This is a genomic window from Pseudomonas sp. GW821-FHT02A11 (assembly GCF_059421985.1).
Genome location: NZ_JBWKWB010000027.1, coordinates 41,081 through 61,886 on the forward strand (window position 1 = coordinate 41,081; position 20,806 = coordinate 61,886).

General features: G+C 60.5%; 15 protein-coding genes. 7 read left to right on the forward strand and 8 right to left on the reverse strand.

From position 1 onward, the window contains the following. The first annotated feature begins 85 nt into the window (after positions 1 to 85). Positions 86 to 1,456: a DNA repair protein RadA gene (gene radA / locus AC07V9_RS25585; RefSeq protein ID WP_495018421.1), complete on the forward strand. Its 1,371-nt coding sequence runs from the start codon at positions 86 to 88 to the stop codon at positions 1,454 to 1,456. A 155-nt stretch (positions 1,457 to 1,611) separates the two neighbouring features. On the opposite strand, the gene AC07V9_RS25590 is transcribed toward radA, so the two are convergent. After that, positions 1,612 to 1,980, reverse strand: coding sequence for a PilZ domain-containing protein (locus AC07V9_RS25590; protein ID WP_495018422.1), 369 nt, complete (start codon positions 1,978 to 1,980; stop codon positions 1,612 to 1,614). A 148-nt stretch (positions 1,981 to 2,128) separates the two neighbouring features. Between AC07V9_RS25590 and AC07V9_RS25595 the strand changes: the two genes are divergently transcribed. From AC07V9_RS25595 to yjiA, 3 genes are all read left to right on the forward strand, one after another. After that, positions 2,129 to 4,198 carry a carbon starvation CstA family protein gene (locus AC07V9_RS25595; RefSeq protein ID WP_495018423.1) on the forward strand — a complete coding sequence of 690 codons (2,070 nt, stop codon included), beginning with the start codon at positions 2,129 to 2,131 and terminating at the stop codon, positions 4,196 to 4,198. A 26-nt stretch (positions 4,199 to 4,224) separates the two neighbouring features. Beyond that, positions 4,225 to 4,422, forward strand: coding sequence for a YbdD/YjiX family protein (locus AC07V9_RS25600; protein ID WP_495018424.1), 198 nt, complete (start codon positions 4,225 to 4,227; stop codon positions 4,420 to 4,422). Positions 4,423 to 4,590: 168 nt separating this feature from the next. Continuing rightward, positions 4,591 to 5,562, forward strand: coding sequence for a GTPase (yjiA, locus tag AC07V9_RS25605; protein WP_495018425.1), 972 nt, complete (start codon positions 4,591 to 4,593; stop codon positions 5,560 to 5,562). Positions 5,563 to 5,782: 220 nt separating this feature from the next. On the opposite strand, the gene glyA is transcribed toward yjiA, so the two are convergent. Together glyA and AC07V9_RS25615 are read right to left on the reverse strand one after the other, a co-directional pair. Further along, positions 5,783 to 7,036, reverse strand: coding sequence for a serine hydroxymethyltransferase (gene glyA, locus AC07V9_RS25610; RefSeq protein WP_495018426.1), 1,254 nt, complete (start codon positions 7,034 to 7,036; stop codon positions 5,783 to 5,785). 257 nt (positions 7,037 to 7,293) lie between these two features. Then, the gene (locus AC07V9_RS25615) at positions 7,294 to 11,133 is read right to left on the reverse strand and encodes a sensor domain-containing protein (protein WP_495018427.1); all 3,840 of its coding nucleotides are present in this window, start codon (positions 11,131 to 11,133) and stop codon (positions 7,294 to 7,296) included. A 397-nt stretch (positions 11,134 to 11,530) separates the two neighbouring features. Between AC07V9_RS25615 and ettA the strand changes: the two genes are divergently transcribed. Next, positions 11,531 to 13,195 (forward strand): energy-dependent translational throttle protein EttA, encoded by a 1,665-nt coding sequence (gene ettA / locus AC07V9_RS25620; RefSeq protein WP_495018428.1) that lies wholly within the window; start codon positions 11,531 to 11,533, stop codon positions 13,193 to 13,195. 253 nt (positions 13,196 to 13,448) lie between these two features. On the opposite strand, the gene AC07V9_RS25625 is transcribed toward ettA, so the two are convergent. Further along, positions 13,449 to 13,946 carry a GreA/GreB family elongation factor gene (locus tag AC07V9_RS25625; RefSeq protein ID WP_495018429.1) on the reverse strand — a complete coding sequence of 166 codons (498 nt, stop codon included), beginning with the start codon at positions 13,944 to 13,946 and terminating at the stop codon, positions 13,449 to 13,451. Positions 13,947 to 14,067: 121 nt separating this feature from the next. After that, positions 14,068 to 14,427: a hypothetical protein gene (locus AC07V9_RS25630; RefSeq protein WP_495018430.1), complete on the reverse strand. Its 360-nt coding sequence runs from the start codon at positions 14,425 to 14,427 to the stop codon at positions 14,068 to 14,070. A 229-nt stretch (positions 14,428 to 14,656) separates the two neighbouring features. On the opposite strand from AC07V9_RS25630, the gene AC07V9_RS25635 reads away from it, so the two are divergent. Both AC07V9_RS25635 and AC07V9_RS25640 read left to right on the forward strand, forming a co-directional pair. Continuing rightward, a complete protein-coding gene (locus tag AC07V9_RS25635) occupies positions 14,657 to 15,865 on the forward strand; it encodes a multidrug effflux MFS transporter (protein WP_495018431.1) in 1,209 nt (402 codons plus the stop codon). 638 nt (positions 15,866 to 16,503) lie between these two features. Continuing rightward, the gene (locus tag AC07V9_RS25640; protein ID WP_495018432.1) at positions 16,504 to 17,196 is read left to right on the forward strand and encodes an ArsR/SmtB family transcription factor; all 693 of its coding nucleotides are present in this window, start codon (positions 16,504 to 16,506) and stop codon (positions 17,194 to 17,196) included. Positions 17,197 to 17,291: 95 nt separating this feature from the next. Here AC07V9_RS25640 and AC07V9_RS25645 read toward each other — a convergent pair whose 3' ends face one another. From AC07V9_RS25645 to AC07V9_RS25655, 3 genes are all read right to left on the reverse strand, one after another. Next, the gene (locus AC07V9_RS25645; protein ID WP_495018433.1) at positions 17,292 to 18,245 is read right to left on the reverse strand and encodes an adenosine deaminase; all 954 of its coding nucleotides are present in this window, start codon (positions 18,243 to 18,245) and stop codon (positions 17,292 to 17,294) included. Positions 18,246 to 18,324: 79 nt separating this feature from the next. After that, a complete protein-coding gene (locus AC07V9_RS25650; protein WP_495018434.1) occupies positions 18,325 to 19,293 on the reverse strand; it encodes a 2-oxoglutarate and iron-dependent oxygenase domain-containing protein in 969 nt (322 codons plus the stop codon). Positions 19,294 to 19,482: 189 nt separating this feature from the next. Then, on the reverse strand, positions 19,483 to 20,580 hold the full coding sequence (locus AC07V9_RS25655) for a BMP family ABC transporter substrate-binding protein (protein WP_495018435.1): 1,098 nt from the start codon (positions 20,578 to 20,580) through the stop codon (positions 19,483 to 19,485). Positions 20,581 to 20,806: the final 226 nt, after the last annotated feature.

Below are 20,806 nucleotides of genomic sequence, written 5' to 3' on the forward strand. Positions count from 1 at the left end.
TCGCGGCGCGGCGGCCTTGATCAGCGACGTACTGGCGCTCACAAACTGCGTTATGATTGCCGACTTTTGATCATCGGGAGGGGTTATGGCCAAGGCCAAACGCATGTATGGCTGCACCGAGTGCGGCGCGACCTTTCCCAAGTGGGCCGGGCAATGCGGCGAATGCGGCGCCTGGAACACGCTGACCGAAACCATGATCGAAAGCGGCAGCGCAGCGGCGCCCGCAGGTCGTGGCGGCTGGGCGGGGCAGCAGGCGCAGATCAAGACGCTGGCTGAAGTCAGCATCGAAGAGATCCCGCGCTTTTCCACCAACTCGGCCGAGCTGGACCGCGTGCTTGGTGGCGGTCTGGTGGATGGCTCGGTGGTGCTGATCGGCGGTGACCCTGGCATCGGCAAATCGACGATTCTGTTGCAGACCCTTTGCGCCATTGCCGAACGTATGCCCGCGCTGTATGTCACCGGCGAAGAATCCCAACAGCAGGTTGCTATGCGCGCCCGTCGCCTCAGCTTGCCTCAGGACAAGCTGCGGGTCATGACCGAAACCAGCATCGAAACCATCATCGCCACCGCCCGCATCGAGCAGCCGAAAGTCATGGTGATCGACTCGATCCAGACCATCTTCACCGAACAGCTGCAATCGGCGCCCGGTGGCGTGTCTCAGGTGCGCGAGAGTGCCGCCCTGCTGGTGCGCTACGCCAAACAGAGCGGTACGGCGATCTTTCTCGTCGGTCACGTGACCAAGGAGGGCGCGCTGGCCGGGCCTCGCGTGCTCGAGCACATGGTCGACACCGTGCTGTATTTCGAAGGCGAATCGGACGGTCGTCTGCGTTTGCTGCGTGCGGTGAAGAATCGCTTTGGCGCGGTCAATGAGCTGGGTGTGTTCGGCATGACCGACAAAGGCCTGAAAGAAGTCTCCAACCCCTCGGCGATTTTTCTGACGCGCGCCCAGGAAGCGGTCGCCGGCAGCGTGGTCATGGCGACGTGGGAAGGTACCCGGCCCATGCTGGTCGAAGTGCAGGCGCTGGTGGATGACAGCCATTTATCAAACCCTCGCCGCGTGACCCTGGGGCTGGATCAGAACCGGCTTTCCATGCTGCTGGCGGTGCTGCATCGCCATGGCGGCATTCCGACGCATGATCAGGACGTGTTCCTCAACGTTGTGGGCGGGGTCAAGGTGCTGGAAACCGCGTCAGACCTGGCCTTGATGGCCGCGGTCATGTCGAGCCTGCGCAACCGTCCGCTGCCGGGGGATCTGCTGGTGTTCGGCGAGGTGGGGTTGTCTGGCGAAGTACGCCCGGTGCCAAGTGGCCAGGAGCGACTGAAAGAGGCCGCCAAGCACGGTTTTAAACGGGCCATCGTGCCCAAGGGCAACGCGCCGAAAGAGCCGCCACCGGGGTTGACCGTTGTTGCCGTAACCCGACTGGATCAGGCGCTGGATGCGTTGTTTGAGGAGTAAGGGACGATCAATCCAACTCGTCAGACGTAGGTAAACCTGTGGGAGCGAATTCATTCGCGAGACATCGGTGCAATCGATAGAAATGTGTCGAATGTACCGACCAGTCGCGAATGAATTCGCTCCCACAGGTTCAAGGTTATTCAGGTCCGGCAGCGTCAAACCTCTATCAACGCCGCCAACTCCCGCTCCAGCTCGTCATGATCGGCCAGGTTCAGCTCGATCAGCCGGCGCAGGTGCGTCACCGATTCCAGCCCGATGTGTTCGCAGACAAAGCCCAGATGATTGTGATCGTCGTGGGTCAGCCGGACTTCCATCTGCACATCGATATCGACGTTCAAATGAATATCCACAGTGAATGGCTGGTCGGGATCGCCGAGCCAGGGCTGCGGTTTCTCGATCAGCAAGCCTTTTAGTGACAGGTCGATCAGATGAACAGGCCAGCTTTTGGGCCCCTGAGTCAGCTCGGTCTTGGCATCGAACGAGATACGTTTAAAGCGGCGACGGTCTTCGTGGGAATCTGTCATGACTCGACTTCTCCTGGGCCGTATGGCGGTAACTGCGTTGACTATAGGACAAATCCCGCGCTAGACCATTTTGGGGGGTGGCCTTTCGCTTCAGCGGCGCTAAACTCAAGGCGCTGCTCAAACAAGTCCACTCAGCTGGAAACAAAAAATGAAAAATAATAATAGTCTGCTGCGCCACGTGCCCTGGCTGATTGTTGCGATTCTTGGGGCCTGGGCCCTGGGAGTGGTTGCATTGCGTCGGGGAGAAGCAATCAACGCACTCTGGATCGTCGTCGCCGCGGTCGCCATTTATCTGGTCGCTTATCGCTACTACAGCCTGTTCATCGCCAGTCGCGTCATGCAACTGGACCCGACCCGGGCCACGCCTGCGGTGCTGAACAACGACGGGCTCGATTACGTCCCAACCAACAAGCACATCCTTTTTGGTCACCACTTTGCCGCCATCGCCGGCGCAGGCCCGCTGGTGGGGCCTGTGCTCGCCGCGCAAATGGGTTACCTGCCCGGCACCCTCTGGCTGATCGCCGGTGTGGTTCTGGCCGGTGCCGTTCAGGACTTCATGATCCTGTTCCTCTCGACCCGCCGTAACGGCCGCTCGCTGGGCGATATGGTCCGTGAGGAAATGGGCCGCGTTCCCGGCACCATCGCCTTGTTCGGCTGCTTTTTGATCATGATCATCATCCTCGCGGTGTTGGCGCTGATCGTGGTCAAAGCCCTGGCCGAGAGCCCGTGGGGCATGTTCACAGTCATGGCAACCATCCCAATTGCGATGTTCATGGGCATCTACATGCGCTTCATCCGTCCCGGCCGCATTGGCGAGATCTCGGTCATTGGCGTGGTGCTGTTGCTGCTGTCCATCTGGGTCGGCGGTCAAGTGGCTGCCAGCCCGGAGTGGGCGCCGCTGTTCACCTTCACGGGCGTGCAGATCACCTGGATGCTGGTGGGCTACGGTTTTGTTGCTGCCATGCTGCCGGTGTGGCTGGTGCTGGCACCGCGTGACTACCTGTCGACCTTCCTGAAGATCGGCACCATCATCGCGCTCGCCATCGGCATTCTGATTCTGGCGCCTGAGCTGAAAATGCCGGCCCTGACCCAGTTCACCGACGGTTCTGGACCGGTCTGGAAAGGCACCCTGTTCCCGTTCCTGTTCATCACCATTGCCTGTGGTGCGGTATCGGGCTTCCACGCCCTGATCTCCTCGGGCACTACGCCGAAACTGCTGGATAACGAAGTCAACGCCCGTTACATCGGTTACGGCGGCATGCTGATGGAATCCTTCGTGGCGATTATGGCCATGGTCGCCGCGTCGGTGATCGAGCCCGGCGTTTATTTCGCCATGAACAGTCCGGCAGCGATCGTCGGCACTGACGTCAACGCCGTTGCGCAGATGGTCAGCAGCTGGGGCTTCGTGATTACCCCGGATCAGCTGGTGGCGACCGCCAAAGACATCGGCGAGAACACCATTCTGGCCCGTGCCGGTGGTGCGCCGACCCTGGCCGTCGGTATCGCGCAGATCCTGCACCAGGCGTTCCCTGGCCAGAACACCATGGCGTTCTGGTACCACTTCGCGATCCTGTTCGAAGCGCTGTTCATCCTGACGGCCGTTGACGCCGGTACTCGCGCCGGTCGCTTCATGCTGCAGGACCTGCTGGGCAGCTTCGTGCCCGCCCTGAAACGCACCGAGTCCTGGACCGCCAACGCCATCGGCACCGGTGGTTGCGTGGCGCTGTGGGGTTACCTGCTGTACCAAGGCGTGATCGATCCGCTGGGTGGCATCAACACCCTGTGGCCGCTGTTCGGCATCTCCAACCAGATGCTGGCGGGTATCGCACTGATGCTGGCGACGGTCGTGCTGATCAAGATGAAACGTCAGCAGTACGCCTGGGTGACGATTCTGCCAGCCTCCTGGCTGCTGATCTGCACCGTGACGGCGGGCTTCATCAAGCTGTTCGACCCGAGCCCTGCGGTGGGCTTCCTGGCCCTGGCCAAGAAATACAGCGCAGCGGCGGATGCCGGACAAATCCTCGCACCGGCCAAGAGTGTCGAACAAATGCAGCACGTGATCTTCAACGCGTACACCAACGCGGCGCTGACCACGCTGTTCCTGTTCGTGGTGCTGAGTATCCTGTTCTACGCGATCAAGGTCGGTCGCGCAGCGTGGGTCAAGCAAGAGCGTACCGACAAGGAAGCGCCCTTCCAGGCCTTCCCGAAAACCCACTGAGTGCGCTGTGAAGCGAGGAGCTGTGTATGTTCAATGACCTGAGTCGTCTGGGTAAGTATCTGGGTCAGGCCGCGCGCCTGATGGTCGGCATGCCGGACTACGACACCTACGTCGAACATATGCAGGCCAAGCATCCCGACAAGCCGGTGATGTCGTATGAGGCGTTCTTTCGGGAACGCCAGGACGCGCGTTACGGCGGCAAAGGCGGACCGAAGTGCTGTTGACCCGTTAGAGAGCCGGGCCGAAGTGCTGTTGAGTGTATAGGATGTCGGGTTTAGCCCTTGTAGGAGTGAGCTTGCTCGCGATGTGGTGGGTCAGTCGCCAATGTGGTCTCTGACCTGCGCATCGCGAGCAAGCTCACTCCTACAGTCATTTTTGAGCTGGAGATTTTTGTGTTCACACCCATCCCCGTCACCGTACTGAGCGGCTTTCTCGGCGCGGGCAAGACCACGTTGCTGCGTCACCTGCTCAAGGAAGAGCACGGCTTGAAAATCGCCGTGATCGAAAACGAATTCAGCGACGCCGGCGTCGACACCCAGCTACTCGGCAGCGAGCCGGTACAGGTGATGACCCTGTCCAATGGCTGCGTGTGCTGCACCATTCACACTGACCTGACCAAGGCGCTGGTCCTGCTGCTGGAGCGGCTGGACAGCGGCGAGATCACGTTCGATCGGCTGGTGATCGAGTGCACCGGCCTGGCTGACCCTGCGCCCGTTGCGCAGACCTTCTTCATCGACGAAGAACTGCGCGAGCGCTACATCCTCGACGGCATCATCACGCTGGTAGACGCCGCCCACGCCGACACCCACCTGCAACAGACCATCGCCCAGGCCCAGATCGGTTTCGCCGACCGCCTGCTGGTGAGCAAGACCGATCTGGTGGACGAAGCCACGTTCAAGGCCTTGAGCGAGCGCCTGACCCGCATCAACCGCCGCGCACCGATCCGGGTGGTCGAGCACGGCAAGATCGATCTGGCCGAACTGCTGGATGTGCGTGGCTTCAACCTCAACGCCGATGTGGACGGCATGGTCCTGCGTCCGACAGCACCCGCAGGGCGTGGTATCGATCGCATCAGCAGTCTGGTGCTGCGCAGCGACAAGGCGCTGGATATCGACAAACTCAGCGAGTTCATGAACGAGCTGCTGGAAGACCACGGCAAGCAACTGCTGCGCTACAAAGGCGTGCTGAACATCGCCGGTGAGGACCGCAAGCTGGTGTTCCAGGGGGTGTTGAAGCTGTACGGCTTTGACTTCGACGTGGAGTGGGCCGAAGGCGAGGTGCGTGAAAGCGTGATCGTGTTCATTGCCGACGATTTGCCGGAAGAGAAGATCCGGGAAGGGTTTGCGAAGGTCGCAGCGGGTTGATTGTTGACGCCGCGTAACAGCGGCTTTGGTCACACCGCTTAATCGTTGTAGGAGAGATACCTCCTGTGGGAGCGAATTCATTCGCGAGAGGGCCTACATTCGAAACAGATCTATCGGCTGTACCACCGCATCGCGAATGAATTCGCTCCCACAGTTGGGAGTCCTACAGACACAAAAAAGCCCGGCTCAAGAGCCGGGCTTTCACATCACGCAACCGCTATCAAGCGCCGTAAACCGGCAGCTTGGCGCAGATGGCTTTGACTTTCTCACGAACGCCGTCGATGACCGCTTCGTTGTTCAGGTCAGCCAGGATGTCGCAGATCCAGCCAGCCAGTTCCTTGCACTCTGCTTCCTTGAAGCCGCGAGTGGTCACAGCCGGGGTGCCGAAGCGCAGGCCCGAGGTGACGAACGGGGAGCGTGGATCGTTTGGCACGGAGTTCTTGTTCACGGTGATGAACGCGCGACCCAGAGCGGCGTCAGCGTCTTTACCGGAGATGTCCTGTTTGATCAGGGACAGCAGGAACAGGTGGTTCTCGGTACCGCCGGATACCACGTCGAAACCGCGCTCGATGAACACAGCGGCCATGGCCTTGGCGTTCTTGACCACTTGTTGCTGATAGGTCTTGAACTCAGGCTGCAGGGCTTCCTTGAAGCAGATCGCTTTAGCGGCGATGACGTGCTCCAGAGGGCCGCCCTGGCCACCCGGGAATACAGCGGAGTTCAGCTTCTTCTCGATCTCGGCATTGGCGCGCGCCAGGATCAGGCCGCCACGTGGACCGCGCAGGGTCTTGTGGGTGGTGGTGGTGACGACGTCGGCGAAAGGAACCGGGTTCGGGTAGACGCCAGCGGCGACCAGACCGGCCACGTGAGCCATGTCGACGAACAGGTAGGCGCCGACCTTGTCAGCGATGGCGCGGAAACGGGCGAAGTCCAGCACCTGCGAGTAAGCCGAGAAACCGGCCACGATCATCTTTGGCTTGTGCTCGACCGCCAGACGCTCGACTTCGTCGTAGTCGATCAGGCCGTTGCCGTCGATGCCGTACTGAACAGCGTTGTACAGCTTGCCGGACGAAGACACGCTGGCGCCGTGGGTCAGGTGACCGCCGTGGGCCAGGCTCATGCCCAGAATGGTGTCACCGGCGTTCAGCAGGGCCAGGTAAACGGCACTGTTGGCCTGCGAGCCTGCGTGTGGCTGGACGTTGGCGTAGTCGGCACCGAACAGCTCTTTGGCGCGATCGATGGCCAGTTGCTCGACGATGTCGACGTACTCGCAACCACCGTAGTAACGCTTGCCCGGGTAACCTTCAGCGTACTTGTTGGTCAGCACCGAGCCCTGGGCTTCCATGACGGCCGGGCTGGTGTAGTTTTCCGAGGCGATCAGCTCGATGTGCTCCTCCTGACGCTTGGCTTCCTGTTCCATAGCGGCATACAGGTCGGAGTCGTACTTGGCGATAGTCAAATTACGGCTGAACATGGCGGTCCTCGGGGATCGGGCAATAGAAAAGGGGAGCATTCTACAACATCGCGTTTTATCTGGCATATGAAAGCGGGTCATGTCCCTGATGAGCGGAATGCAGCTTCAAGCTTTGAGCCATAAGCCACAAGCTGATCGCGTAACGGCTTCTGTTTTTGCCACGTGCTTTTATTTGCTCTGACCTTCAAGCACATTTAGTGCGAGCACCGCAGACCTGCTTCTGCTCGCAGCTTGAAGCTCAAAACTCGAAGCTGCTTCTAATCGAGCATGAACAGCGCATCATTGCTGAACTGCGCCTCGAACCGCTGCGCTGGCATCGGTCGGCCGAACAGATACCCCTGCACCTCGTCACAGCCATGCTCACGAAGGAATTCCAGCTGCTCATGGGTCTCCACGCCTTCCGCGATCACCGCCAGATTGAGGCTGTGGGCCATTGCGATGATGGCGCGGGCGATCTGCGCGTCCTGCTCGCCAGAGGGCAGGCCGTCGACGAAGGTGCGGTCGATCTTCAGCACGTCGATAGGGAATTGCTTGAGGTAGTTGAGCGACGAATAGCCGGTACCGAAGTCGTCGACCGCGATGCTCAGGCCCAGACGCTTGAGGCCATCGAGAATCTGCATTGCCTCGCTGACTTCGCGCATCAGGATACTTTCGGTCAATTCCAGCTCCAGACAGGCGGGCGGCAGGCCGGTTTCCTGAAGGATGTTGGCGATGCGCATGCCCAACTGGCCATCAGAGAACTGCCGCGCGGAGATGTTCACCGAGACCTTGGGCACGCGCACCTTGGCCTGATGCCATTCGCGCAGTTGGCGGCAGGCCTCCTTGAGCACCCACTCGCCGACTTCCACCACCAGGCCCAGCTCTTCGAGCACGGGAATGAAATCCCCCGGCGGCACCAGACCGCGGCGCGGATGACGCCAGCGCAGCAGGGCTTCGGTGCCGGTCAAACGCTTGCCGTCGCCACTGAACTGCGGCTGGTAGAACAGCGTGAATTCTTGTTGCTCCAGGGCATGGCGCAGGTCGCTCTCCAGCTCCAGACGCTCCAGGGCGCTGGCGTTCATGTCGGCCTGGTAGAACTGGAAGTTGTTCTTGCCGCGCTCCTTGGCGTGATACATCGCGGTGTCGGCGTTCTTCATCAGTTGGCTCAGCTCATGGCCGTCCTGCGGGCTCAGGGCGATACCGATACTTGCCGTGACGAAAAACTCGCGGCCTTCCAGCACGAACGGTTTCACCAGGCTGGCGAGGATCTGCTCGGCCACATGAATGGCGCGGGTCAGCGCCGCCTGTTGCGAAGCGCCGGGTTGAAGCAGCAGGGTGAATTCGTCGCCGCCCATGCGCGCCACGGTGTCGTCTTCGGCAACACACCCCAGCAGGCGCGAGGCCATTTCCTTGAGCATGCGGTCGCCCGCAGCGTGGCCCAAGGAGTCGTTGATCGGCTTGAACCGGTCAAGGTCCAGGAACATCAGCACCACCCAGGCGTTTTGACGCTCGGCGTGCTGCAAGGCGGTATGCAGACGATCCTGGAACAGCGTGCGGTTGGGCAGGTGGGTCAGGGCGTCGTAGTAGGCCAGGCGGTGAATGCGCTGCTCGCTGGCCTTGCGCTCGCTGATGTCGCTGAAGAAACACACATAGCTCGCCAGATCGCCTTCATCGTCGAACACCGCTGTAATGCCGACCCACGCCGGATAGTGTTCGCCGTCCCGACGCTTGAGCCACAACTCACCCTCCCAGCTGCCGCGCTGGTGCAACTGCTTGAGGATGTAGCCCATGTGGGCTTCCTGCTGGTCTTCGACGGTCAGCATCATGGGCAGTTGATCGAGCACCTGCGCCACGGCATAGCCGCTGACCCGGCTGAATGCGTCGTTGGCCTGCACGATGTAGCCCGCAGGGTCGGTGATCAGGATCGCCGAGGTCGAGTGTTCGAATACCGTCGCGGCCATGCGCAGGTCTTTTTCCGCGCGCCGCTGCTGACTGATATCACGGCCCACGCCGAGAATGCCCTCAAACTCGCCAGACTCATCCCATACCAGCACCAGACGCAGCTCCACGGGGATCTTGCGACCGTCAGCACGCAAGCAGTCGAACAGGAACAGCTGCGTCGGTACTTCGCTGCGCAGTTGCGACAGGGTTTCCGGCTTGTTCAGGGCCCTGCCGACCCGGTGCAGCAGGGCTTGCAGGCCTGACAACTGCTGAGGGTTGGCGATGATCGAATTCCAGCCGTTCTCCAGAATCCACTCGGCGCTGTAACCCAGCACGGCGTTGACCGAGGGGCTGACGTAATTGGGACGCAATCTGGCGTCGGTGGAGAAGATCACGTCGCTGATGCTTTCGGCCAGCATGCGATAGCGCTGCTCGCTGTCGCGCAGGGACTGGCTGGCTTCGACCTGTTCGGTGATGTCCTTGGCCACGCCGATGATGCGGGTGATGCGCCCGTTCTTGTCCCTCGCCAGGGCCTGCTCGCGGATGTCGAAACGCCGCCAGCGCCCGCGATGGTCACGGAAGCGCAACTGGCATTCGGTCAGGTCGCTGCAGTTCTCTTCGCTGCGCATCAGGCGCAATTGTTCGTAGGGATCGGTGTCGTCCGGGTGCAGGAGAATTTCCCAGAAGTACTCACCCATCTCCTGCAGGTCTTCTTTGCTGTAGCCCAGCGTCTGCCCCAGATGATGGTTGCTGTAGATCATGCGGCGGGTCGCGACGTCCTGAACGTAGAGGTGATCAGGCACGGTCTGCACCACATCCGACCAGAAACTCTCACGCTCCTGCAGCGCCAGCTCGGTCTCTTTGCGGTTGGTGATGTCGTTGATGTTGAGGATGACGGCGTTGAAGTCCTCAGGCTGCTCGGGCAGGCGCACCACCAGCCACAGGTGCTGATCCTGGCCTTGGGCGTCGGGCAGCACGATTTCCAGTTCCAGCTGGCGCTGGCCGTCGAGCACTGCGCCGATCAGCTTCACGCCGATGCCTTGACGCGAGCGCGGGCAGCCCTCTATCAGCTGCCGCCAGACCTGCTCGGCGGACTCGGCGCGCAACAGGCCCGATGCCACCTGATTGACCTCGGTGATGCGCAACTGGTGCAGCAGGCCCTTGAGCTGGTCCGGGTGATTGATCAGGCGCTTTTCCAGCTCTTCGCTGCTGCCCAGTTGCAGGTGGTTGAGGTATTCGGGCAGGGCCGACAGGTCGAGCACGCACAGCGCGACGCCGGTGCCTTCGAAGATATCCTTGTAGCGGCGTCGACTCTCGTGCAACTGCATCTGACGACGACGCAGGCTGCGCAAGGCCAGCAGGGGCACGATCGAGCAGAGCAGGGCGATCAGGCATTTGACGATCAGCGGAGCGATGAGCGCCTGGCGGGCCTTGCTGGCATCGAACAGGCCGCGCAGCTGCCAGTCACTGTTGCTCAGAGGTTCGAGCAGGACGGTCTGGATATCGCTGCTGTCGGCCTCATCAGTGTCGGCGTCGCCGCGGTAGATCAGGCGCTGGGTCGCGCGGTTTTCCAGCTGCCAGGCGGCCTTGTAGTCCTGATCGCTTTGCTGCGTGAGGGTTTTCAGGGCTTGCGGGCTGAGGCGAATGGCCCAGTAGCGCGCGTTGTCGCTCCCTGGCTGACGCACGAACAGATAGAACAGCGAGCCATCCGGCGCGTCGGCGTAATAGTAGGTGCGACCGTCGATCACTGACCATTGCTGAGCCAAAAAACCGGCATCTGTGCTGTTCGGGGCGCTGTCGTTGACCAGAGCGGCGTCGCTGTCGAGCCAGGCGACGCTTTGCAGCCCCGGCATCGCCTGGCGCAGTCGATTCAGGATCGTGACCTGTTGTTCGGCGGTTTGGGCACGGCCTTTGGCCTCGTCCAGCACGTTAAGCGCCACCTGCGCATTGAGCGCCATGTTCAGGCTCAGGCGTTCGGCCAGTTGAATGCTGTAATCGACACTGCGTTGATGCTGGCGCTCCTGGGTCTGCTGGAACTGTTCAAACAGTTGCCATAACAGCAGGACGAGCATCAGCAGCACCAGCACTGCCAGCGCGCCTTTGGGCGAGCCTCGGGAAGGCACGGCCGTCGCGCTTTGGGTTGAGCGCAAAGGAGTATTGGGTGTTGGTGTGGACAAACTTTGATCCTGACTACTGGACTGAATCAGCGTGTGCGAAATGCACTATAAGCTCGGCGCCCAAAGGGCGGCTAGCATGCCTTGACTTGTGGCTAAGTGCCAGCCCCATTGGGCCGCACCGTTTGCCCTGTCGACTGCATTCGGGTAGCTTTGCGCCACGCGCGACGTGCCCGATTTCTGCGTCTTTGTGCAAGATTGCCGCAATGCTTGCAAACATTGCTCCAGCTTCAATACCGATACTCGGAAGTTTTCTGTCGCCGCTTGTCTGGCCTAGCCTTGATCAATTCAAGGCCCGGAACCGGCCGACGGCAAGTTACGAGGATAAATAAAAGCAATTTTTGCGACAGAGCACTAAGCTCGCGCCTTTATTCACCGTCTTACTCCAGGTTTTCATTCCATGGCTCAATACGTCTTCACCATGCATCGGCTGAGCAAGGTTGTTCCGCCGAAGCGGGAAATCCTGAAAAACATCTCCCTGTCGTTCTTCCCCGGCGCCAAGATCGGCGTACTCGGCCTCAACGGCTCGGGTAAATCCACCCTGCTGAAAATCATGGCCGGTGTCGACACCGAATTCGACGGCGAAGCGCGCCCGATGCCGGAACTCAACGTCGGTTACCTGCCGCAGGAACCGCAGCTGGACCCGACCAAAACCGTACGTGAAGTGGTCGAGGAAGCGGTCAGCGTGATCAAGGACGCCCAGGCGCGTCTGGACGAGGTCTACGCGGCCTACGCCGAACCGGACGCCGACTTCGACAAGCTGGCCGCCGAACAGGCCAAGCTTGAAGCCATCCTGCAAGCCAGCGACGGCCACAACCTGGAACGTCAACTGGAAGTCGCCGCCGATGCGCTGCGTCTGCCGGCCTGGGACGCCAAGGTCGAACACCTGTCCGGTGGTGAGAAGCGCCGCGTGGCCCTGTGCCGCCTGCTGCTGTCGGCCCCTGACATGCTGCTGCTCGACGAGCCGACCAACCACCTGGACGCCGATTCCGTTGCCTGGCTCGAACACTTCTTGCACGACTTCCCAGGCACTGTGGTCGCGATCACGCACGACCGTTACTTCCTGGACAACGTCGCTGGCTGGATTCTGGAACTCGACCGCGGTGCCGGTATTCCGTACGAGGGCAACTATTCGGGCTGGCTGGAAGCCAAGTCCGAGCGTCTGGCTCAGGAGTCCAAGCAGCAGTCAGCCCACGAAAAGGCCATGAAAGAAGAACTGGAATGGGTGCGCAAAGGCGCCAAGGCCCGTCAGTCCAAATCCAAGGCCCGTCTGCAACGCTTTGAAGAAATGCAGTCGCAGGAATTCCAGAAGCGCAGCGAGACCAACGAGATCTACATCCCGGCCGGTCCGCGCCTGGGCGACAAGGTTATCGAATTCAAGAACGTCACCAAGGGCTACGGCGATCGCGTGCTGATCGACAACCTGTCGTTCTCCATGCCTAAAGGCGCCATCGTCGGCGTGATCGGCGGTAACGGTGCCGGTAAGTCGACCCTGTTCCGCATGCTGATGGGCAAGGAACAACCGGATTCGGGTTCCATCGAAATCGGTGAAACCGTGCAACTGGCCTGCGTCGACCAGAGCCGCGATGACCTGGACGGCAGCAAGACCGTATTCGCCCAGATCTCCGACGGCTCCGATCAGATCAAGATCGGCAACTACGAGATTCCGTCGCGTACGTATGTAGGCCGTTTCAACTTCAAAGGCGGCGATCAGCAGAAGTTCGTGAAGGATCTGTCCGGCGGTGAGCGGGGTCGTCTGCACCTGGCGCTAACCCTGAAGGAAGGCGGCAACGTCCTGCTGCTCGACGAACCGTCCAACGACCTCGACGTTGAAACCCTGCGTTCCCTGGAAGAAGCCCTGCTGGACTTCCCCGGCGCTGCCATTGTGATCTCTCACGATCGGTGGTTCCTGGACCGCGTGGCGACTCACATCCTGGCGTACGAAGACGACTCCCAAGCTGTGTTCTTCGAAGGCAACTACACCGAGTACGAAGCCGATCGCAAGAAACGTCTGGGTGAAGCCGCAGCCCAGCCGCACCGCGTGCGTCACAAGAAGCTGGCCTGATTCAGGTCCGCGCCATGAGAAACGGAGCCTTCGGGCTCCGTTTTTTCATTTCAAGTATTACCCCTGTAGCAGCACGGCTTACCGGCGGCAGCGACTGTCGGGACGCCACTTTCTTCGGCACCTGATGAGATTCCCTGTGGGAGCGAATTCATTCGCGAGAGGCCATCTCAGTCGACACATTTCTGTCGGCTCTACCACCGAATCGCGAATGAATTCGCTCCCACAGAGTTAGCCAGCCGATGCAGAGTCACTGTCAACCATCCGCCTCGATCTGCACCACCTCGATCACCTGATCCCCCGCCGGGCGTTTCCACGTCACCTCATCGCCCACCTGTGCGCCCAACAAGGCCTTGCCTAAGGGCGAGCCCCAGTTGATCAGCCCCATCGCCGCGTCAGCCTGATCTTCGCCCACCAGTTGCATGCGCTGCTGATGGTCGTCTTCGTCGGCAAAGGTCACCCAGCTGCCGATCTGCACCTTGTCGGTGGACGACGCAGGGGGCACCACTTGAGCGCTGTGAAGGCGTTGGTTGAAATAGCGCAGGTCGCGCTCGATATCGGCCAGGCGTTGTTTGTCGGCGCTGTCACCGCGCGCCGATTGCTCGCTGTGTTGCGCCTGCAACGTCGCCACTTGAGCCTGTAACTGCGCAAGTCCGCTGACCGTGACGTAATTGGGTTGTGCGCTGACCTGCCGCTCCACCGGCTGGCTGGCCTGTGCGGCGGCATGGTCTTCGTTGACGAAGGCCCGACTCATGGCGTGCTCCCTGTTCATGGACATAGGGTTTGGGCCATGTTTGCCGTTCAGAAGTTTCGACGGATGTCTCGCCGCGACCTGTTATCGGGCTGAAGCGCTGAATCGGCGAAAGCGACTCTGCTCAGTGAGAGCGATAGGCTTTGGCGGCGTCCTGCGTCTTCTGCTGTTCCCAGGCGCGGTCACGATCGTTCCAGATGCTGTCTCGGCCCTGATCCTGAACGTTCTTGTTTTGCAGTTGGGCCTGACATTGGCGAAAACCGTCGCCCCAGCCCTGCGCATAAATCGTGTCGCGCAAATAACGCGGCACATCTTTTTTATACTGTCCTTTGATCGCATCGATCGATTGCCGACCACTGCCGCAGCCATCCTGAAAGCCGTCCGCAAATGCCGGCGGGTAACCTTCGGCCAACAATTGGTCGTGGGTGGACTGACATCCGGCGACCACCAAACAGCACCACAGCACAACCCAACGCGTGTTCATTTCCGTTTCCCTCGACTTATGTGAAAAGTCTAGAAGCGGATCTGTAAGTTATTTGTAAAAGAGGTGTGAGAAATCCATTAACCGATGCCCGGTCGCTTAAAAATAGTTCCGGAATTCCGCCTGACGGCCGGGTTTCCTGAAAAAACTTTTAGTAATTTTCTGGTCGACGTCCTGAGAACATTCAGGGTTGTTAAACTATCGAGCTGCGCGAAACAGCTTAGGAAAATGAATGAACCTGCGAACGATCCTGATTCTTGGCGCCCTTAGCGCCTTTGGCCCTTTGGCCATCGACTTCTATTTACCCGGCTTTCCGGCCATCGCGCTGGCGTTCGGCACGGACGAAAAACACGTGCAGATGACCTTGGCGTCCTACTTTTTGGGCTTGAGCATCGGTCAACTGGCGTACGGTCCGGTTGCCGACCGCTTCGGCCGACGTATCCCGCTGCTGTTCGGCGTTGGGCTGTTCACCCTCGCATCGCTGGCCTGTGCGTTCGCGCCGAGCCTGGAATGGCTGATCGTCGCGCGCTTCGTTCAGGCATTGGGCGGTTGTGCGGGCATGGTGCTGTCGCGAGCGATCGTCAGTGACAAATGCTCCCCGGTCGAGTCAGCCAAAGTGTTCTCCCAGCTCATGCTGGTCATGGGCCTGGCGCCGATTCTGGCGCCGATGCTCGGCGGCCTGTTGGTCAACGTCTGGGGTTGGCAGACTATTTTCATGACCCTGACCCTGTTCAGCGCGCTCACCGCTGCGGCGGTCTTCATGGGGCTGCCGGAAAGCATGCCGGCCGGCCACCCGCGTCCACCTTTGTCCGGTGCGCTGGGGTCGTACGTGAGACTGTTTGGCGACCGCATCTTCCTCGGCCATGCGCTGACCGGCGGCATCGCCATGGCCGGGATGTTTTCCTACATCGCGGGATCGCCGTTCGTATTCATCAAGCTGTACGGCGTCCCGGCCGAGCACTATGGCTGGCTGTTCGGCACCAACGCGGCGGGGTTCATTCTGGTGGCGCAGGTCAACGCGCGGCTGGTCGGCCGCTTTGGTCCGGCGTGGCTGCTGTCTCGGGCGGTGTGGCTCTACTTGGCCGCAGCGGTGATGCTGCTGGGCATTGCTTCGCTGCACACGGAAAAGCTCTGGCCGCTGCTGATTCCACTGTTCGTCTACATCGCCAGTCTGGGTTGCATCATCCCCAACGCGTCAGCCTGTGCGATGGCAGGCCAGGGCAAACGCGCCGGCAGCGCATCGGCGTTGCTGGGCTGCCTGCAGTTCAGCGTTGCTGCAGGCGCGGCAGCGCTGGTGGGCGTGTTGCACGATGGCACCGCGGTGCCGATGGCGACGGTCATCACCCTTTGCGGTGTGCTGGCGGCCGGGCTTGCAACCATCACCCGTCGGGCGCAGAAGAAGCGCGACGCGCAAGTCCCCCACGCAGATGTGCGTATCTGATGCCTGAGGGCGCTGCGCTCAACCGGGCGCAGCGGTATAAGGCTGTACAGAGAATCGAACTTTCAAGCTCAGACGTTATTGTTTACTACTTGAAAAGTAGACTTTTCTTACAGCAAGTTCCTGCATGTTGATGCCGCGAAGGCGTTGCCTCGCCTCGGAGTCCACTGAGTGGCGTTATACCGGAGATTTTTTTCTTGAGAGTTTTTGGAGTTTTTGTTGTAGGCAATTGCCTCGGTGCGAAGAAAGTTTCCGCTGCCTGATCCATCGGAGGGCCCGCTATTCAGCGCCTTCTCCGCACGCATCAATTCTCGCTTGGAAGTTGTAACGGCGGCGACCTTTGCTCACTGTTGTACCGGACAGGCTGACAGCGCGCTTACTGGAATCGCGGGAAGCAGGCTCGGTAAGGGGGTGCAGCGCTTATACTAGGCGGTCTAGGTATAGCGAGTTAACGGCACGGTGTTGGAACTGTCATGGCTGCGCAATCTGATCTGTATTGCCCCATGACTTTCGTTACATAGAGTTTCCATGAAGTGATGTAGATCAAGGCCATCGCAGGTTCGTGGCAACAATGTTGGCTGCATGCCGTTTATGGCGGCCCGTTATCGTATTTGACGAATGTTTCAACAGGGAGTGAAAGCATGGAACAGGCACCTTGCATCAGTCAGATTGCGGCGCTGCTGGCCGATCCCAAGCGCAGCGCAATGATGTGGGCGTTGATGGATGGCGCCTCTCGGGCCGCTGATGAATTGGCCCTGCTGGTGGGCTTGTCGACCTCCTCGGCAGGGGCGCATCTGGGGCGACTGGCCAGTGGCGGTTTGCTCAGGTTGGAAACCCGGGGCAAAAAGCGCTTCTTCCGGCTGGCGGCTCCCGAGGTCGGGGAGGCGGTACGGGCATTGGCCAGTGCATCGATGGTCAGCGCCGAAGTGATCAATCGCAGCGTCGCGCAGCCACTGCCCCCCTTGCCGCTGCTACGCGCCAGCGTGTGCTCCGATCATCTGGGGGGAGAGCTGGGGACCGAGCTGTATCAGCGGATGCTGGGGGCGGGCTGGATCGAACAATCCGATCAGCGCCTTGAGGTCACCAGTGTCGGTATTTCCCGTTTCGCCGAGCGCGGCATCTTCATTCCCGCCCTGGCTCATCGTCAGCGTGAAACCGTCTGCGCCTGTGCCGAATGCACCGATGCCAGTCCGCATCTGGGTGGGGCGTTGGGTGCGGGGTTGTTGCAGCTGTTCATGCAGCTGGGCTGGTTGCGCGCGACCGAGGAAGCCAGCACCTTGCAGGTGTCGTCCAACGGGCAGCGGGAGATCAGCAAGATTGCGTCGGCGGCGTGAAGCATTGAGATCCTGTAGCAGTCCAGCTTGCCGACGGTAGTGCCCCTGAGGTCTATACCGCCGGCAAGCCGCTTACAGGCCGGAATCAGAAACGGTCAGGGCTTGACCAACCGGGCGTCCAGGCTATTCTGGGCCAGGCGCGTGGCCTGATCCTGAGTCATCCCCAGATGTTCGTGCAGCGCGTGGAAGTTCTCGGTCACGTAACCGCCGAAGTACGCCGGGTCATCGGAGTTCACGGTCACCTTCACGCCACGCTCGAGCATGTCGAGGATGTTGTGCTGGCCCATGTGATCGAACACGCACAGTTTGGTGTTCGACAGCGGGCAAACGGTCAGCGGGATCTGCTCGTCGATGATGCGCTGCATCAGACGCTCGTCCTCGATGGCCCGTACGCCGTGGTCGATGCGCTGGATCTTCAGCAGGTCCAAGGCTTCCCAAATGTACTCGGGCGGGCCTTCTTCGCCAGCGTGAGCGACGGTCAGGAAGCCCTCGCTGCGGGCACGGTCGAACACGCGCTGGAATTTGCTCGGTGGGTGACCCATTTCCGAACTGTCCAGACCCACCGCCACGAAGGTGTCGCGATACGGCAGGGCCATGTCGAGGGTCTTTTGCGCTTCGTCTTCGCTCAGGTGGCGCAAGAAGCTCAGGATCAGGCCGCTGCCGATGCCCAGTTGCTCCTTGCCGTCTTTCAACGCCTTGGAGATGCCGTTGAGTACCACTTCAAAAGCAATGCCGCGATCGGTGTGGGTCTGCGGGTCGAAGAACGGCTCGGTGTGAATCACGTTCTGCGCCTTGCAGCGTTGCAGATAGGCCCAGGTCAGGTCATAGAAGTCCTGCTCGGTGCGCAGCACGTCCGCGCCCTGATAGTAGAGGTCGAGAAACTCCTGAAGATTGTTGAAGGCGTAAGCCTTGCGCAGAGTCTCGACATCGTTCCAGGGCAGGGCGATCTTGTTGCGTTCAGCCAGGGCGAACAGCAATTCAGGCTCCAGCGAGCCCTCCAGATGCAGGTGCAGTTCAGCCTTGGGCAGGGCATTCAACCAGTCGTACATGTGCTTTTCTCATCAGGTGCAATGGCGGGCATTCTACAGAGTCATGGGCACCGGCTGGTTAAAAACCTGACCGAAAGGTTCAGACTTCGATTTCCGGCGCGCGTCGGTAGGCGTAAGTATCGGCAAACCGTGACAACAAAAACTCGGCGCAGGTGGTCGGCGGATACAGCGGCGGATGCTCGGCGTCGGTGCAGCCGGGCAGGCATTCGACGCGGGTGTCTGGATGCGGCTCGGCGAAAAACGGCATCGAGTACCGGTCAACGCCCAGCGGGCTGATCACTCGATGAGGCGTTGAAACGTATCGGTCATTGCTCCAGCGCGCCATCATGTCGCCCAGATTGACGACGAACGCCCCTTCTATGGGCGGCGCGTCGATCCACTGACCGCGCACGTCGCGTACTTGCAGGCCCCCGGCGACATCCTGATACAACAAGGTGACGCATCCGTAATCGGTGTGCGCGCCCGCACCTTGCTGTTGCGCGCTGCTGGCCGTGTGACGCGGCGGGTAGTGAATCATCCGCAGCACGCTGACCGGCTGCTCGAAACGTTGATCGAAAAAGTCGCGCTCGATGCCCAGCGCTGGTGTCATCGCGCGCAATAACGTCTGGGCCAGCGCCTGCATGTCCCGATAATGCTGCTCCATCAGCGCCTGCCAACCGGGAAGATCAGGATGACGGTTGGGGCCGCGCAACGGCTTGCCTGCCAGCACGTCCGGGTGATCGGCGGGCAGGTGCAGACCCATGTCGAACGTTTCTTTCAGATCACTTGGCAGGCTGGGGTCCAGCTGCTCGGTGGCGATGGCGCCATAGCCGCGATGGTGTTGGCTCTGGGTGATGTCGATCTTGAGTTTTTCTTCCAGCGGCTGCGCGAAAAAATGCTGCGCACAAACCACGACCTGCTCGATGCGCTCGGCGCTGATCGGGTGGCCCTTGATATAGAAGAAACCCCACTGGCGGCACGCGGCGTCGATCTGGCGGGCGACGTCGTGCCAGGCCAGATCGTCGTTGGCATACAGCGGTGCAATGTCGATGACGGGAAGCGGATTCATGAAGGCTCCATGTGACGAGATTCGGGTGATCGCACTCTGGGCCGGATGTGCACTGATCTGTGGGAGCGAATCCATTCGCGAAAGGCGTTCAACCGATGGAGATTTATCGGTTGTACTGGCCTCTCGCGAATGAATTCGCTCCCACAGCATTTAATCGTGTGCATTCAGTTGGCCCAGAGCGGCGAAGGGTTACTTCGGCAACTCAGCCTTCACGCCCTCAACGTAATAGTTCATCGACGCCAGCTCTGCGTTGGTGGCGATGCTGCCTTCCGGAATCTTCACCGCGCCGGTCTGATCCTTGATCGGGCCGGTGAACGGGTGGAACGCGCCGCTTTCGATGTCGGCGATGATCTTTTGCGCCTCGCCCTTCACGTCAGTCGGCACCAGGTCGCTGATCGGCAACTCAACCGTGCCTTCCTTCAGGCCGCCCCAGTAATCCTGGGATTTCCACGTGCCGTCGATCACCGATTGCGTCGCCTGAATGTAATGCGGCCCCCAATTGTTGACGATCGACGTCAGCACGGCCTTGGGCCCAAAGTGCGCCATGTCCGAGGCGTAACCCACGGCATACACGCCGCGACGCTCGGCTGCCTGAATCGGCGCGGGGCTGTCGGTGTGCTGAAAGATCACGTCGGCGCCCTGATCGATCAGCGCGTTGGCAGCGTCCGCTTCCTTGCCCGGATCGAACCAGGAGTTGACCCACACCACCTTGATTTCAGTGCCGGGGTTGTACTTGTTCAGCGCCAGTTGAATGGCGTTGATGTCGCGCAGCACTTCGGGAATCGGGAACGAGGCCACATAGCCGATCTTCTTGCTCTTGGTCATCTTCGCCGCGAGGAAGCCGCCAACGTAACGGCCTTCATAGGTGCGGGCCAGATACGTGCCCATGTTCTTGTCCTGCTTGTAGCCGGTCGCGTGTTCGAACGTCACCTTGGGGAATTGCTTTGCCACCTTCAGCGTCGGGTTCATGTAGCCGAACGAGGTGGTGAAGACCAGATCGTAGCCGCCCTTGGCCATGTTGCGGATCACCCGTTCGGCATCCGCGCCTTCTGGCACGTTCTCGACGAAACTGGTGGTCACTTTGTCGCCCAGCGCCTTGGCCATGGCCTGACGGCTCTGCTCGTGCTGATAGGTCCAGCCGTGGTCGCCAATCGGGCCGATATAGACGAAACCGACTTTCAGCGGATCGGCCGCAACGGCCATCAGACTTGAACTCAGCCCTACGACAGCGGCCATGGCACACATCAGTTTTTTCAGCGGACGACGTGAGTGAAGAGAGGAAAGCATGCAGGTCGAGCTCCTTTGGTCTTGTGGGCCGGGCCGTCTGGGCGGGGCGTTCGACTCAATGCAAAAAGCTGACCAATAAGACAGGTCTCGGTGTGTTGCGCGGGTTTGCCTTGCTCATGAGAATGTGTTGCGGGACGGCGTGTGCTCGTACGGTGCGTGACGTGCAGGACACGCTGCCAACCGGTGCAGGAATTCAGCGGTGTGTGGGTTTCTCTGTGGGAGCGAA